Raw genomic sequence first — 14,512 nt, forward strand, 5'->3', positions numbered from 1 at the left:
CACTTCGCCATCCCGACGCATCCATTTTCTGCCAGCTAAGGGCGACATGTTCAGACCCCTGTCCGTTTTCATCGGCACGCGCTATACGCGGGCCAAACGTCGCAGCCATTTCGTCTCCTTCATTTCGCTGACCTCGATGATCGGCCTGGCACTGGGCGTGCTGGTGATGATCGTGGTGCTCTCGGTGATGAACGGCTTCGATCGCGAAATGCGTACCCGCATCCTCGGCATGGTGCCGCAGGCCACCGTCGAGTCGTACCAGCCCATCGATGACTGGCGCGCCCTGGCCGAGAAGGTCAAGGCCCACGAGCATGTCACCGCGGTAGCGCCGTTCACCCAGATGCAGGGCATGCTCAGCGCCAATGGCGCGGTGCAGACGGTGATGGTCGATGCGGTCGATCCGCTGGAAGAGGCCAAGGTCTCGATCATTCCCGATTTCTTCAAGCAGGGCTCGCTGGCGGAACTCAAGGCCGGCGGCTTCGGCATCGTCATCGGCCAACTGGCGGCGCAGAAGCTTGGCGTCGGCATCGGCGACAAGGTCACCCTGATCCTCCCCGAGGTGGCGGTCACCCCGGCCGGGGTGTTCCCCCGTATGAAGCGTTTCACCGTGGTCGGCACCTTCCGCGTCGGCGCCGGTGAACTGGATGGCGGCCTGTCGCTGATCCACCTGGAAGACGCCGCGCGCCTGCAGCGCTGGAAGACCAACCAGGTACAGGGGCTGCGCCTGAAGCTCGACGACCTGTTCCAGGCGCCGCGGGTGGCCTGGGAGATCGCCCGGACCCTGACCGACAATGACTTCTACGCCCGCGACTGGACGCGCAGCCACGGCAACCTGTACCAGGCCATCCGCATGGAAAAGACCATGATCGGCCTGTTGCTGCTGCTGATCGTCGCGGTCGCCGCGTTCAACATCATTTCCACCCTGGTGATGGTGGTCACCGACAAGAAGTCGGACATCGCCATCCTTCGTACCCTCGGCGCCACGCCGGGGCAGATCATGGCTACCTTCATGGTCCAGGGTACGGTGATCGGGGTGATCGGCACGCTGGTCGGCGGGGGCCTCGGGGTGGTCGCGGCACTCAACGTCAGCGCCTGGATTTCCGCCCTGGAAAAGCTGCTGGGCCACCAGTTCCTCGCGTCCGACGTGTACTTCATCGATTACCTGCCGTCGCAACTGATGCTCGACGATGTCGTGCTGGTCTGCGGCGCGGCCCTGGTCCTCAGCTTCTTCGCCACTTTGTATCCAGCCTGGCGTGCGGCTCGCACCCAGCCTGCGGAGGCTTTGCGTTATGAATGACAAGTCGGTGCTGAGTTGCCGCAACCTGAGCAAGAGCTACGACGAGGGACCGCAATCGGTGCAGGTGCTGTCCGGCGTCGAGTTGAACCTGCTGCCTGGGGAGCGGGTGGCTATCGTCGGCAGCTCCGGTTCGGGCAAGAGCACCTTGCTGAACATGCTTGGCGGCCTGGACACGCCCTCCGCCGGCAGCGTCTGGCTCGCCGGCGAGGAACTCTCGGCGCTGAACGAGACGGCCCGCGGGCTGCTGCGCAACCGCGCGCTGGGCTTCGTCTACCAGTTCCACCACCTGTTGCCGGAGTTCACCGCCCTGGAGAACGTCTGCATGCCGCTGTTGATCGGCCGCACGCCGATCGCGGAAGCCCGCCAGCGGGCGGCCGAGCTGCTGGAGCGGGTCGGGCTGGGGCATCGCCTGTCGCACAAGCCGGCCGAGCTGTCCGGCGGCGAGCGCCAGCGGGTGGCGATCGCCCGCGCGCTGGTCAACCGTCCGCAGCTGGTACTGCTCGACGAGCCCACCGGCAACCTCGACCAGCATACCGCCCAGGGTATCCAGGAGCTGATGCTGGAACTGAGCCGTTCGTTGCAGACCTCGTTCCTGGTGGTAACCCACGATCTCCAGCTGGCCGGGCACATGGATCGCATCCTGCGCCTGGAAGAAGGCCGACTGATCGCCGCGTAGCGGGGCGACGGCGTGCCCGCCGTCCGCTCCCGTCCGGCGAATCCCCCATCGACTCGGTGCATCCGCGACATGTTCAGACCGTTACCGTTCTTCATAGGCCTGCGCTACACCCGCGCCAAACGCCGCAACCACTACATCTCGTTCATCTCGCTGACCTCGATGATCGGCCTGGCGCTGGGCGTGCTGGCGATGATCATCGTGCTCTCGGTGATGAACGGCTTCCAGAAGGAAATGCGCACGCGGATCCTCGGCATGGTGCCGCATGCCACCATCAGCGCGACGCAGCCGCTGGACGACTGGCAGACCGTCGCCAACGCGGCGCTGCGGCACCGCGAGGTGGTCGGCGCGGCGCCGTTCGCCGAACTGCAGGGCATGCTGTCGTACAAGGGCAACATGCTGCCGGTGCTGGTTAACGGCATCGACCCGCAGGAGGAGCGCAAGGTTTCCATCATCGGCGAGCACATCGTCCAGGGCAGCCTGGACGACCTCAAGCCTGGCGAGTTCGGCATCGTCCTCGGCGAGATCACCGCGCGGCGCTTCCATGTCAATGTCGGCGACAAGCTGACCCTGATCGTCCCGGAAGCCACCAGTGCGCCGGGCGGCATCACTCCGCGCATGCAGCGCTTCACCATCGTCGCCCTGTTCAAGGTCGGCGCCGAACTGGACAACTCGCTGGCGCTGATCGACATCGCCGATGCCGGCCAGTTGCTGCGCCTGCAACCGGGCCAGGTGCCGAGCGTGCGCCTGGAACTGAAGGATCTCTACCAGTCGCCGCAGGTCGCCGCCAAGGTGGTCAAGGAGTTGGGGCAGGGCTTCAGGTCCAGCGACTGGACCAGGACCCAGGGCAGCCTGTTCAACGCGATGAAGATGGAAAAGACCATGATCGGCCTGCTCCTGCTGCTGATCATCGCGGTCGCCGCCTTCAACATCATCGCCACCCTGATCATGGTGGTCGCCGACAAGCGCACCGACATCGCGATTCTTCGTACCCTCGGCGCCACGCCGCGGCAGATCATGGCGATCTTCATGGTCCAGGGCACCGTTATCGGCGTGATCGGGACGGTTATCGGCGGGGTGCTCGGGGTGTTCGCGGCGTTGAACATCACCGGGATGATCGACCGCATCGAGCGGCTGGTCGGGCACAAGGTCTTCAGCTCGGACGTGTACTTCATCAACTACCTGCCTTCCGACCTGCAGGTGCTGGACGTGGTGCTGATCTGCAGCGCTGCATTGCTGATGAGCTTCCTCGCCACCCTGTACCCATCCTGGCGCGCGGCGCGGACACAACCGGCCGAGTCGCTGCGCTACGAGTGAGCGCCAGTCCCTGCACGGGGCGGACAAGGCCCACGAAAAAGCCGCCTTCGAGGCGGCTTTTTCATGTCCGGCGGATCACTTCGCGGCGACCCGTTCGCGACGTTGCCGGCAGCGTCGGCTCCAACTGCGCTGCACCCACCAGCGCCAGTAGAGCATCGTCAGCGCGTAGCCGAGGATGGCGGCGATGATGCCGCACACCACCGAACCGAGCAGGAAGGGCTGCCAGAGGCTGGACAGCTCCTGGCTGATCCATTCCCAGGTGAGATGGTCCGGCAGGGTGCGCGGCGGCACCTGCATCAACCAGGCGCCCAGCTTGTAGGTGCAATAGAAGACCGGGGGCATCGTGATCGGATTGGTCAGCCAGACCAATCCGACGGAGATTGGCAGATTGCTCCGAATCCACACCGCCAGACCGGCCGCCAGCAGCATCTGCATCGGCATCGGGATGAAGGCGGCGAACAGCCCGGCGGCCATGGCGCGCGATACCGAGTGGCGATTGAGATGCCAAAGGTTGGGATCGTGCGTCAACTTGCCGAGAAAGCGCAGCGACTTCTGCGAGCGGATGCTTTCCGGATCGGGCATGTAGCGCTTGAACAGGCGACGCGGCATGTGGGCTCTCGGTGGATATAGGCTTGCGTATTATGCCAAGCAAGATGACAGGATTTCGTTGCCCATTGTATGACCCCATGTGACATGTCGGGGAGCGGAGGGCACGCCACGGGGATGGGAGGAACCGTTCATGCGCCTGGGATTGCCAGCCCTCGCCGCGGGGCTGCTGGCCCTGCGCTTCCTGGCGGAATTGCCGTCGGTCGGCTGGCTGCTGGGCATGGCCGCCGCCGGACTGTTGCTGCTGTTCGGCCGGCTGTACTGGCTGGGGTTGTTCCTGCTCGGGTTCGCCTGGGCCTGCGGCTCGGCGCAAGTCGCCCTGGACGGACGCCTGGCCGCCGAGCTGGATGGTCGCACCCTTTGGCTGGAGGGGCGTGTGGTCGATCTGCCGGCGAGCGGCGAGGGCGTCACGCGCTTCCGGCTGGAGGAGGTCAGCGCTGCGCGGGGCGTGCTTCTTCCCGAGCGTCTGCGCCTGAGCTGGCGCGGCGCGCCGCCGCTGATGGGCGGCGAACGCTGGCGCCTGGCGGTGACCCTGAAACGCCCCCGCGGCCTGGTGAACGCGGCGGGTTTCGACTACGAGGCCTGGTTGTTGGCGCAGCGGGTCGGTGCCGTGGGCACGGTGAAGGCGGGCCAACGCCTGCAGCCGGCCAGCGGCCTGGATGCCTGGCGCGACGCCTGGCGCCAACGCCTCCTGGCGGTCGACGCACAGGGGCGCGGCGCCGCCCTGGCGGCGCTGGTGCTGGGGGATGGCTCGGGATTGAGCGCAGCCGAGTGGCGCATGTTCCAGGACACCGGCACCGTGCATCTGATGGTCATCTCCGGTTCGCATATCTCGTTGCTGGCGGGGATGCTCTATGGCCTGGTGGCGGCCTTGCATCGCCTGGGCTGCTGGCCGCGGCGCCTGCCCTGGCTGCCCTGTGCCTGCGCCCTGGGTTTGCTTGGTGCCTGGAGCTACGGGTTGATGGCGGGTTTCGAGGTCCCGGTGCGGCGCGCCTGCCTGATGGTCAGCCTGGCGCTGGTCTGGCGCCTGCGTTTCCGCCACCTGGGCTTGCTGACCCCGCTGCTGGCAACGCTGGTGCTGGTCTTGCTGGTCGAGCCGCTGGCCAGCCTGCAGGCGGGGTTCTGGCTGTCGTTCCTGGCGGTTGCCCTGCTGCTCTGGCTGTTCGCCGGGCGCCTTGGGCGCTGGCGCTGGTGGGCGGCCTGGGGGCGGGCGCAGTGGGGGATGGCGCTGGGGCTGGCGATGCCGCTGCTGGCGCTGGGCCTGCCGTTGAGCCTGAGCGGAGCGCTGGCCAACCTGCTGGCGGTGCCTTGGATCGAACTGCTGGTAGTGCCCCCGGCCCTGGCGGGGAGCCTGCTGCTGTGGGTGCCCGGGCTGGGCGAGGGGCTGCTTCGCGCCGCTGGCGTTTCGCTGGACCTGCTGTTTCGTGCGCTTGGCCTGCTGGCAGGCCTGGCCGAGGCCTGGCAGCCACCCGCCGCAGCGGCCTGGAGCGTAGCGCTGGGCATGCTCGGCGCGCTCTGCTGGCTGGCGCCGGCTGGCTTGCCGTTGCGTGCCCTCGGTGCCGCGTTGCTACTGCCGGCATTGTTGCCGTCATCGCCGCCTGTCGAATGGGGGCGGGCGGAAGTGAGGGTGCTGGACGTCGGCCAGGGGCTGGCCGTGCTGGTGCGTACCCGGGAGCATGCCTTGCTCTATGACAGCGGTGCGCGGCAGGGGGCGTTCGACATGGGCGAGCGGGTGGTGGTGCCGGTGCTGCGTAGTCTGGACCTGCGGCGTCTGGACGGCCTGTTGCTGAGTCATGCCGACAACGACCATGCAGGCGGTGCTCCTACGGTCGCTTCCCGATTCCCGCCGGGTTGGCTGGTCAGCGGCGAACCCGCGCGCCTGCCTTCGCCGTTGTTCGCGGACAGCTGCGACGAGCGGCGCTGGTCCTGGGATGGCGTGGTTTTCGAACAGTGGGCATGGGCGCAGGCCGGCGACAGCAACGACCGCTCCTGCGTGCTGAGGGTCGAGGCCGATGGCGAAGTCCTGCTGCTGACCGGGGACATCTCGCGTGCGGCCGAGCATGCCTGGCTGGCGCGACAGGCCGATCCGCGGGTCGACTGGTTGCTGGCGCCGCATCACGGCAGCCGCAGCTCCTCCGGAGTCGCCTTCGTGTTGCGTACGCGGCCTCTCCATGTGCTGGTCTCGCGAGGTTGGCGCAACGCCTTCGGCCATCCCCATGGCGAAGTGATGGAGCGTTACGCGAGGGTCGCCGCGCAGGTCCACGACACGGCGCGCGACGGTGCCCTGACGTTTCTCCTCGGAAGCCGTGGCGGTGCACGCCGGGAGCGTGATTCGGCGCACTTCTGGCGGGAAAAATGAGAACCGTGGCGGTCGGCGGAAAAGGGTCGCTGTGCTAGAGTGGCGCCACTTTTTTTTCGGGGATATGCCACTGTGTGGGAACTGGTTCAAGCCGGCGGCTGGATGATGCTGCCGATCATTCTGAGTTCGATCGCCGCCACCGCCATCGTCGCGGAGCGCCTGTGGACGCTGCGCAAGAGCCGCGTCGCGCCGCCCGAGCTGCTCGGCCAGGTGTGGAAGCAGATCAAGGGCAAGCAACTGAGCGCCCAGAAGCTCAAGGACCTGCGCGCCAACTCGCCGCTGGGAGAGATCCTCGCCGCCGGCCTGGCCAACTCCAAGCACGGCCGCGAGATCATGAAGGAGTGCATCGAGGAGGCTGCTTCCGGTGTCATCCACGAGCTGGAGCGCTACCTCAACGCCCTCGGCACCATCGCCGCGATGGCGCCGCTGCTGGGCCTGCTGGGCACGGTGTTCGGCATGATCCAGATCTTCGGCGCCTTCATGGACAACGGCATGGCCAACTCGCCGATGCTCGCCGCGGGCATCTCCAAGGCATTGATCACCACCGCCGCCGGCCTGCTGGTGGCGATTCCGGCGGTGTTCTTCCATCGCTACCTGCTGCGGCGGGTCGACGAACTGGTGATCGCCATGGAGCAGGAGGCCATCAAGCTGGTGGAAGTGGTGCAGGGCGATCGTGAAGTCGACTACGTCGAGGAAGGCAAAGCGTGAAATTCCGCCGCAGACGGGCGGGTGCCGCCCGTGAAGACGTCTTCATCAACCTGGCGTCGCTGATCGACGTGATCTTCGTCCTGCTGCTGTTCTTCGTGGTCAGTACCACCTTCACTCGCCCCGAGCAGCTCAACATCGAGCTGCCATCGGCGGAGAGCGGCGAAACCGCCGGCACCGAGCAGAAGCAACTGGAACTCTCGGTGGATGCCGAAGGGCACTACGCCCTGAACGGGCAGGCGCTGGCCAAGAGCGACCTGGCCACCCTGATGGCGGCGATGCAGCGTGAATCGGCGGGCGACAACAACCTGCCGGTGGTGATCAGCGCCGATGCCAAGTCCACCCACCAGTCGGTGGTCACGGCGATGGACGCAGCGGGCAAGCTGGGCTTCGTCCACCTGCGCATCACCACGGTCGAGAACACGGCGGCCAAGCCCTGATGTCGTTCTCCGAGCGGCTGCTCGCCGCCTGGTACCAGGGGCATCCGGCGCTGGCGCTGCTGCGTCCGCTGGAGGCTCTCTATCGCCGGGTGGCGAACGGCCGCCGGGCGGACTTCCTGTCCGGGCGCAAGCCCGCCTATCGGGCGCCGCTGCCGGTGCTGGTGGTAGGCAACATCACCGTCGGCGGAACCGGCAAGACGCCGATGATCCTCTGGATGATCGAGCACTGCAGGGCTCGCGGCTTGCGGGTTGGCGTGATCAGCCGCGGCTATGGTGCCCGGCCGCCCACCACGCCGTGGCGGGTGCGGGCCGAGCAGGACGCCGCGGAGGCCGGCGACGAACCGCTGATGATCGTCCGGCGCAGCGGCGTGCCGCTGATGATCGACCCGGATCGTCCGCGCGCCCTGCAGGCGCTGCTCGCCGAAGAGCAGTTGGACCTGGTCCTCTGCGACGATGGCTTGCAGCACTATCGCCTGGCGCGCGATCTGGAGCTGGTGCTGATCGATGCCGCGCGCGGTCTCGGCAATGGTCGTTGCCTGCCGGCCGGTCCGTTGCGCGAACCGGCGGAGCGTCTGCAAAGCGTCGACGCGCTGCTTTACAACGGCGCCGACGAGGATCCTGACGGCGGTTACGCATTCCGCTTGCAGCCTACTGCGCTGATCAACCTGCAGAGCGGCGAGCGCCGACCGCTGGAGCATTTTCCCGCGGGCCAGGAAGTCCACGCCCTGGCCGGGATCGGCAATCCGCAGCGTTTCTTCAGGACGCTCGAGGCGCTACACTGGCGAGCGATTCCGCATGCCTTCCCGGATCACGCGACCTACACGGCGGCCGAACTGGCGTTCAGCCCGCCGCTGCCGCTGCTGATGACCGAGAAGGATGCCGTTAAATGCCGGGCTTTCGCAGCGGCCGACTGGTGGTACCTGGCGGTCGATGCGGTGCCTTCCCCTGCATTCGTCGCCTGGTTCGACGCCCGACTCGAGCATCTCCTGGCGCGCTGACCGGCGGCCGTGCCGCCATTGTATGAAGGACTCCGCCATGGACCCGAAACTCCTCGATATTCTTGCCTGCCCGTTGACCAAGGGCCCGCTGGTGCTCAGCGAAGACAAGACCGAACTGATCAGCAAGCAGGCCGGCCTGGCCTATCCGATCCGCGACGGCATCCCGGTGATGCTGGAGAGCGAGGCTCGCTCCCTGAACGTGGACGAGCGGCTGGACAAGTAATGACCCAGGCGTTCACTGTCGTCATTCCCGCCCGCTACGCCTCCACTCGTCTGCCCGGCAAGCCATTGCAGGATATCGCCGGCCAGCCAATGATCCAGCGTGTCTGGAACCAGGCCCGCAAGAGCGCCGCCAGCCGCGTGGTCGTCGCCACCGACGACGAACGCATCCTGGCGGCGTGCCAGGGGTTCGGCGCCGAGGCGCTGCTGACGCGTGCCGAGCACAACTCCGGCACCGATCGCCTGGAGGAAGTCGCTTCCCGGCTCGGCCTGGCCAGCGATGCCATCGTGGTCAACGTCCAGGGCGACGAGCCGCTGATCCCCCCGGCGCTCATCGACCAGGTGGCGGCCAACCTGGCGGCGCACCCGGAGGCCGCCATCGCTACCCTGGCCGAGCCGATCCATGAAGTCTCCGCGCTGTTCAATCCGAACGTGGTCAAGGTCGCCACCGACATCGACGGCCTGGCCTTGACTTTCAGTCGTGCGCCCTTGCCCTGGGCTCGCGACGCCTTCGCCCGCGATCGCGACAGCCTGCCGGAGGGCGTGCCCTATCGTCGCCACATCGGCATCTACGCCTATCGCGTGGGTTTCCTTGCCGATTTCGTCGCCTGGGGACCGTGCTGGCTGGAGAACGCCGAAAGCCTCGAGCAATTGCGCGCGCTCTGGCACGGGGTGCGAATCCATGTGGCCGATGCCCGCGAAACCATGCTTCCGGGCGTGGATACGCCGGAAGACCTCGAACGCGTTCGCCGCGTGCTGGGGGGCTGATGCGCGTCCTGTTCGTCTGCCTGGGCAACATCTGCCGGTCGCCCACCGCCGAAGGCGTGTTCCGGCGCAAGGTCGAGGAGGCCGGGCTGGCCTCCCGTATCCATGTCGATTCCGCCGGCACCGCCGGCTGGCATGTCGGCAAGGCACCTGACCAGCGCACCCGCCTGGCCGCGCAAAGGCGCGGCTACGATCTGTCGGCACTGCGTGGACGCCAGGTCGGCATCGAGGATTTCTCCCGCCATGACCTGATCCTGGCCATGGACCTGTCCAACCTGGCCGACCTCGAGACCCTGCGTGCCGGGCGCGGTGCCGCCGAGCTGGATCTGTTCCTGCGTCGCTACGGATCCGAGCGGGACGAAGTACCCGATCCCTACTATGGCGGCGAAGAAGGCTTCGAGCAGGTCCTCGACCTGATCGAACATGCCTGCGACCGTCTGTTGATCGAAGCCAAGGGGCGACTGTGAGCCTGGAACTGCAAGAGCATTGCTCGCTGAAGCCCTATAACACCTTCGGCATCGACGTGCGCGCCCGCCTGCTGGCCCACGCCCGGGACGAGGCTGATGTGCGCGAAGCCCTGGCCCTGGCTCGGGAGCGTGGATTGCCGCTGCTGGTGATCGGTGGTGGCAGCAACCTGCTGCTGACCCGTGACGTCGAGGCGCTGGTATTGCGCATGGCCAGCCAGGGGCGGCGAATTGTTTCCGATGCCGCGGATTCGGTGCTGGTCGAGGCGGAGGCGGGCGAGGCCTGGGACCCATTCGTGCAATGGAGCCTGGAACGGGGCCTGGCCGGTCTGGAAAATCTCAGCCTGATTCCCGGCACCGTGGGTGCGGCGCCGATGCAGAACATCGGCGCCTATGGCGTGGAGCTGAAGGACGTCTTCGACAGTCTGACGGCGCTGGATCGCCAGGATGGAACCCTACGTGAGTTCGATCGCCAGGCCTGCCATTTCGGCTACCGCGACAGCCTGTTCAAGCAGGAGCCGGATCGCTGGCTGATCCTCCGCGTGCGCCTGCGCCTGCGCCTGACGCGGCGGGAGAGGCTGCACCTGGACTACGGGCCGGTACGCCAGCGCCTGGAGGAGGAGGGCATCGCCAGTCCGACGGCCAGGGACGTAAGCCGGGTAATCTGCGCCATTCGCCGGGAGAAGCTGCCCGACCCCGCCGTATTGGGCAATGCCGGCAGCTTCTTCAAGAACCCGCTGGTGGATGCGGCGCAGGCCGAACGCTTGCGTCAGGCCTTCCCGGATCTGGTCGGCTATCCGCAGGCGGACGGTCGGTTGAAGCTGGCCGCAGGCTGGCTCATCGACAAGGGCGGCTGGAAGGGCTTTCGCGATGGCCCGGTGGGGGTACACGCGCAGCAGGCGCTGGTCCTGGTCAACCATGGCGGTGCCACCGGTGCCCAGGTCCGGGCATTGGCGGAGCGTATCCAGGAGGACGTCCGTCGGCGTTTCGGCGTCGAATTGGAGCCTGAACCCACTCTCTACTGAGGGTGCGGCTGGAGAATGAAAAAGGGATGCCGGCGGCATCCCTTTTTCATTGTGCGTGTTCGGCGGCTCTGGTCATGACGGGCGGTATGCCGGAGTGCCGCGGAATGACACGCAAAAAAAAGGGGATGCCATGGCATCCCCTTTTTTCAGTCTGTCACTCAGGCATGCGGGCGCGAGGTTTCGCTTTCCTCGGTCTTTTTCGCGTGCTCCGTGTCGGTGGCGTCTTCGCCGGAAGCTTCAGGCTCGGCCTGTACCGCTTCCTGGGCTTCGTCCGCCTGGGACGGAACGTCGGCCTGGGCGATTTCTTCAGCCTGGGGTGCAGCAGGTTCCTCCTGGGCCGACGCTTCCTCGCTCGCTACAGCCGGGACCTCCTCGACGGCGGGAGCGGCCTGAGCTGCCGCTTCGGCTGCTGCTGCGGCTTCGCGTGCCAGACGCTCGGCTTCGCGTTGCAGGCGACGTTTTTCCCGTGGGTCGTTGAGGGCACGGCCGGTCGCGTTGGCCGGCACCGCCGCGATGGCCGGGGTCGGCTCCTCGGTGGTTGCGGGCTCGCTAGGGGCTGCTGCTTCGACGGGCACCGGGGCGGCAACTTCTTCGGCCGCTTCCGTTGCCGGTTGCACGGCGCTCTCGGCGTCTTCGCGGCTTTCCACGCTTTCGCTGGCGAAGGGAGCTTCTTCAGTGGCTTGCGCGACCAGCAGGGTGCTCTGGTCGGCTTCGTCCCGGACCACGCTGACGGTCACCGGCGCTTCGATGTCGGCGGTTTCGCCGGTATTGGCCTCGCTGTCCGCGTCCTGGGTTTCGACGGCTTCGCTGGTCGGTGCGTCGGTCTCATCGCTTGCCGTGGTTTCGCCGGCAGCCTCGCTGGTAGTGGCCGGGGCTTGCTCCACGTTTGCTTCTACGGCTTCGCTGGCGACAGCGATACCGGCAGCGGCGGCGGCTGCGACGGTGTTCAGCGGCGCGGCGGCGTTATCGGTCGCCTCGCTGCCTTCCAGCTCGCCGCTGACCTCGCGCTGGCGTTCGCGGCGGTTGCTGCGACGACGCTGGCCGCGGGAGCGGCGGCGCGGGCGCTCGCCATCGGTATCGTCCTGCTCGTCCTGCTCCAGGCTCTCGTCGTTCGGCAATGCCTCGGCTTCCAGGGCCGCGGCGTCGCGAGCCTGGCGATCCTCGCGCGGCTGGCGCTCTTCGCGGGCCGGGCGCTCGGCGCGTTCTTCACGGCCTTCGCGGGGTTGGCGCTCTTCGCGGCGGCGTTCGCTGCGTTCCTCGCGACCTTCGCGGCCTTCGCGCGGCTGGCGTTCTTCGCGGGGCGTCCGCTCGGCGCGCTCTTCACGGCCTTCGCGCGGCTGGCGCTCCTCGCGAGCCGGGCGCTCGGCGCGCTCTTCGCGGCGGCGTTCGCTGCGCTCTTCGCGATTCGGGCGTTCGGCGCGCTCTTCGCGCGGTTGACGTTCTGCGCGTTCCTCGCGGGGCTTGCGCTCTTCGTCGCGGCGATTGCCATCGCGGCCATCGCGGCGGCGGTTCTGCTGGCGGCCGTTGCGACGCTCGTCCTGGCGGGTTTGGCGCTCGGCAGCCGGCTTGCTGGTTTCAGCAGGCTTGGCGACAGGTTGATCCTTGCCTGCGAACAGGCCGACCAGGGACTTCACCAGGCCCTGGAACAGGCTCGGCTCGGGCATCGGCTTGGCCGGCTCGACCGGTGCTTCGGTGTGTTGCGGTGCGGGCTGCTGGGGAGCGACGGTCTTGACTGCTGCTTCCTGGCGGACCAGGGTGCGGGTCGAGCTGACCGGCTGGGCTTCTTCGTGCTCGACGGTGGCCATTTCGTAGCTGGTCTGGCCGGCAACCAGTTCGGGGCTGTCATCGCGCAGACGCTGGACTTCGAAGTGCGGGGTTTCCAGATGATCGTCCGGCAGGATGAAGATGCGCGCGCGGGTACGCAGTTCGATCTTGGTGATGGCGTTGCGCTTCTCGTTGAGCAGGAAGGCGGCGACCTGGAAGGGCACGCGGGCGCGGACTTCCGCGGTGCGGTCCTTCAGGGCTTCTTCCTCGATCAGGCGCAGGATGGCCAGCGACAGCGACTCGACGTCGCGGATGATGCCCTGGCCGTTGCAGCGCGGGCAGACGATGCCGCTGGTCTCGCCGAGGGACGGACGCAGGCGCTGGCGGGACATTTCCAGCAGGCCGAAGCGCGAGATGCGACCGACCTGGACGCGCGCGCGGTCGGCCTCGAGGGCTTCGCGGACACGCTCTTCCACGGCGCGCTGGTTCTTCGCCGGGGTCATGTCGATGAAGTCGATGACGATCAGGCCGCCGATGTCACGCAGGCGCAGCTGGCGGGCGATTTCCTCGGCCGCTTCCAGGTTGGTCTGCAGGGCGGTTTCCTCGATGTCGCCGCCCTTGGTGGCGCGCGCCGAGTTGATGTCGATGGAAACCAGGGCCTCGGTCGGGTCGATGACGATGGAGCCGCCGGACGGCAGCTTCACTTCGCGCTGGAAGGCGGTCTCGATCTGGCTCTCGATCTGGAAGCGATTGAACAGCGGAACGCTGTCCTGGTACAGCTTCACCTTGCTGGCGTACTGCGGCATCACCTGGCGGATGAAGTTCAGGGCTTCTTCCTGGGCGTCGATGCTGTCGATCAGCACTTCGCCGATGTCCTGGCGCAGGTAGTCGCGGATGGCGCGGATGATGACGTTGCTTTCCTGGTAGATCAGGAAGGGCGCGCCACGTTCGCCGGACGCTTCCTTGATCGCGCTCCACAGTTGCAGCAGGTAGTCGAGGTCCCACTGCAGTTCCTCGGTGCTGCGGCCGAGGCCGGCGGTGCGCACGATCAGGCCCATGTCGGCCGGTGCGTTGAGGCCGTTCAGGGCCTCGCGCAGCTCGTTACGCTCTTCGCCTTCGATACGACGGGAGATGCCGCCGGCGCGCGGGTTGTTCGGCATCAGCACCAGGTAACGGCCGGCCAGGCTGATGAAGGTGGTCAGGGCGGCGCCCTTGTTGCCGCGCTCTTCCTTCTCGACCTGGACGATGACTTCCTGGCCTTCGCTCAGGACTTCCTTGATGTTGATCCGGCCTTCGGGGGATTTCTTGAAGTATTCGCGGGAGATTTCTTTGAGGGGGAGGAAGCCGTGGCGTTCGGCGCCGAAGTCGACGAAGGCGGCTTCGAGGCTGGGTTCGACGCGAGTGATGCGGCCTTTGTAGATGTTGGCCTTCTTCTGCTCGCGGGCGCCCGACTCGATGTCGAGGTCGAACAGGCGTTGGCCGTCGACCAGTGCAACACGCAACTCCTCGGGTTGAGTCGCGTTGATCAGCATTCTTTTCATGTAGTACCAATGGTTTCCGGGGCTACCGGAAACGGCGATCGGCACACACGACTCTCACGGTCGGTGCTCGGGCGCGTATTCAGGAATGGCGGGCCATTCCCGTGTCCAGCGGCGCTCGGCACTGGGTGCCGGTCCGCGACTACGTCTCCTGCTTCCTGTGTTTCAGAAGCACTTGAGTCAGGAGGAGGAATCGGCTGTCGGAGGCGGACGAAAAATGCGTCTGGATCAAGCTAGAAGCTACGCAGTCCAACAGCCGTACATCTCCACCCTACACATGTTCCTTAAGAATCGGGCGCCGCTCGCAGTATCCGGAGCGGGTTGGCATCTCGCGCTCACCGA

At 66.9% G+C, this 14,512-nt stretch carries 13 protein-coding genes; 11 read left to right on the top strand and 2 right to left on the bottom strand.

Annotated elements, in window-relative coordinates; all coding sequences use genetic code 11:
• The first annotated feature begins 46 nt into the window (after nt 1–46).
• From AC4OR5_RS04890 to AC4OR5_RS04900, 3 genes are all read left to right on the top strand, one after another.
• On the top strand, nt 47–1,297 hold the full coding sequence (locus AC4OR5_RS04890) for a lipoprotein-releasing ABC transporter permease subunit (RefSeq protein WP_058160227.1): 1,251 nt from the start codon (nt 47–49) through the stop codon (nt 1,295–1,297).
• Nucleotides 1,290–1,973, top strand: coding sequence for a lipoprotein-releasing ABC transporter ATP-binding protein LolD (gene lolD / locus AC4OR5_RS04895; RefSeq protein ID WP_003091168.1), 684 nt, complete (start codon nt 1,290–1,292; stop codon nt 1,971–1,973). The genes AC4OR5_RS04890 and lolD overlap by 8 nt, the downstream gene beginning before the upstream one ends.
• Nucleotides 1,974–2,042: 69 nt before the next feature.
• On the top strand, nt 2,043–3,287 hold the full coding sequence (locus AC4OR5_RS04900; RefSeq protein WP_003105198.1) for a lipoprotein-releasing ABC transporter permease subunit: 1,245 nt from the start codon (nt 2,043–2,045) through the stop codon (nt 3,285–3,287).
• A gap of 75 nt (nt 3,288–3,362) precedes the next feature.
• Here the strand turns inward: AC4OR5_RS04900 and AC4OR5_RS04905 are convergent, their stop codons facing one another.
• On the bottom strand, nt 3,363–3,896 hold the full coding sequence (locus tag AC4OR5_RS04905; RefSeq protein ID WP_003091165.1) for a DUF2062 domain-containing protein: 534 nt from the start codon (nt 3,894–3,896) through the stop codon (nt 3,363–3,365).
• Between the two features lie 130 nt (nt 3,897–4,026).
• Here AC4OR5_RS04905 and AC4OR5_RS04910 point away from each other — a divergent pair, with 130 nt between their 5' ends.
• The 8 genes from AC4OR5_RS04910 to murB all read left to right on the top strand — a co-directional run bounded on the left by AC4OR5_RS04910 (nt 4,027) and on the right by murB (nt 10,868).
• On the top strand, nt 4,027–6,252 hold the full coding sequence (locus tag AC4OR5_RS04910) for a DNA internalization-related competence protein ComEC/Rec2 (protein WP_058160226.1): 2,226 nt from the start codon (nt 4,027–4,029) through the stop codon (nt 6,250–6,252).
• A gap of 72 nt (nt 6,253–6,324) precedes the next feature.
• Complete coding sequence (locus AC4OR5_RS04915; protein WP_003091163.1) at nt 6,325–6,960, top strand: MotA/TolQ/ExbB proton channel family protein; 636 nt, start codon at nt 6,325–6,327, stop codon at nt 6,958–6,960.
• On the top strand, nt 6,957–7,397 hold the full coding sequence (locus AC4OR5_RS04920) for an ExbD/TolR family protein (RefSeq protein WP_003091161.1): 441 nt from the start codon (nt 6,957–6,959) through the stop codon (nt 7,395–7,397). The genes AC4OR5_RS04915 and AC4OR5_RS04920 overlap by 4 nt, the downstream gene beginning before the upstream one ends.
• Nucleotides 7,397–8,395, top strand: a complete 999-nt coding sequence (lpxK, locus tag AC4OR5_RS04925) for a tetraacyldisaccharide 4'-kinase (RefSeq protein ID WP_003130692.1) — start codon at nt 7,397–7,399, stop codon at nt 8,393–8,395. Before AC4OR5_RS04920 ends, lpxK begins: the two co-directional genes overlap by 1 nt.
• Before the next feature lie 37 nt (nt 8,396–8,432).
• On the top strand, nt 8,433–8,618 hold the full coding sequence (locus tag AC4OR5_RS04930; protein WP_003091157.1) for a Trm112 family protein: 186 nt from the start codon (nt 8,433–8,435) through the stop codon (nt 8,616–8,618).
• Complete coding sequence (gene kdsB / locus AC4OR5_RS04935) at nt 8,618–9,382, top strand: 3-deoxy-manno-octulosonate cytidylyltransferase (RefSeq protein WP_003091155.1); 765 nt, start codon at nt 8,618–8,620, stop codon at nt 9,380–9,382. Before AC4OR5_RS04930 ends, kdsB begins: the two co-directional genes overlap by 1 nt.
• Nucleotides 9,382–9,846, top strand: a complete 465-nt coding sequence (locus AC4OR5_RS04940; protein ID WP_003106924.1) for a low molecular weight protein-tyrosine-phosphatase — start codon at nt 9,382–9,384, stop codon at nt 9,844–9,846. The genes kdsB and AC4OR5_RS04940 overlap by 1 nt, the downstream gene beginning before the upstream one ends.
• Nucleotides 9,843–10,868: a UDP-N-acetylmuramate dehydrogenase gene (gene murB / locus AC4OR5_RS04945; RefSeq protein WP_058160225.1), complete on the top strand. Its 1,026-nt coding sequence runs from the start codon at nt 9,843–9,845 to the stop codon at nt 10,866–10,868. Before AC4OR5_RS04940 ends, murB begins: the two co-directional genes overlap by 4 nt.
• A 158-nt stretch (nt 10,869–11,026) precedes the next feature.
• Here murB and rne read toward each other — a convergent pair whose 3' ends face one another.
• Nucleotides 11,027–14,173 (bottom strand): ribonuclease E, encoded by a 3,147-nt coding sequence (gene rne / locus AC4OR5_RS04950; protein WP_058160224.1) that lies wholly within the window; start codon nt 14,171–14,173, stop codon nt 11,027–11,029.
• Nucleotides 14,174–14,512 lie beyond the last annotated feature (339 nt).

Source organism: Pseudomonas sp. YA1 (genome assembly GCF_058680555.1).

Coding starts and splice junctions, on each gene's coding strand:
- rne (WP_058160224.1), bottom strand. CDS start 14,173: ATGAAAAGAATGCTGATCAACGCGACTCAACCCGAGGAGTTGCGTGTT.
- lpxK (WP_003130692.1), top strand. CDS start 7,397: ATGTCGTTCTCCGAGCGGCTGCTCGCCGCCTGGTACCAGGGGCATCCG.
- lolD (WP_003091168.1), top strand. CDS start 1,290: ATGAATGACAAGTCGGTGCTGAGTTGCCGCAACCTGAGCAAGAGCTAC.
- kdsB (WP_003091155.1), top strand. CDS start 8,618: ATGACCCAGGCGTTCACTGTCGTCATTCCCGCCCGCTACGCCTCCACT.
- AC4OR5_RS04905 (WP_003091165.1), bottom strand. CDS start 3,896: ATGCCGCGTCGCCTGTTCAAGCGCTACATGCCCGATCCGGAAAGCATC.
- AC4OR5_RS04940 (WP_003106924.1), top strand. CDS start 9,382: ATGCGCGTCCTGTTCGTCTGCCTGGGCAACATCTGCCGGTCGCCCACC.
- AC4OR5_RS04890 (WP_058160227.1), top strand. CDS start 47: ATGTTCAGACCCCTGTCCGTTTTCATCGGCACGCGCTATACGCGGGCC.
- AC4OR5_RS04900 (WP_003105198.1), top strand. CDS start 2,043: ATGTTCAGACCGTTACCGTTCTTCATAGGCCTGCGCTACACCCGCGCC.
- AC4OR5_RS04910 (WP_058160226.1), top strand. CDS start 4,027: ATGCGCCTGGGATTGCCAGCCCTCGCCGCGGGGCTGCTGGCCCTGCGC.
- AC4OR5_RS04930 (WP_003091157.1), top strand. CDS start 8,433: ATGGACCCGAAACTCCTCGATATTCTTGCCTGCCCGTTGACCAAGGGC.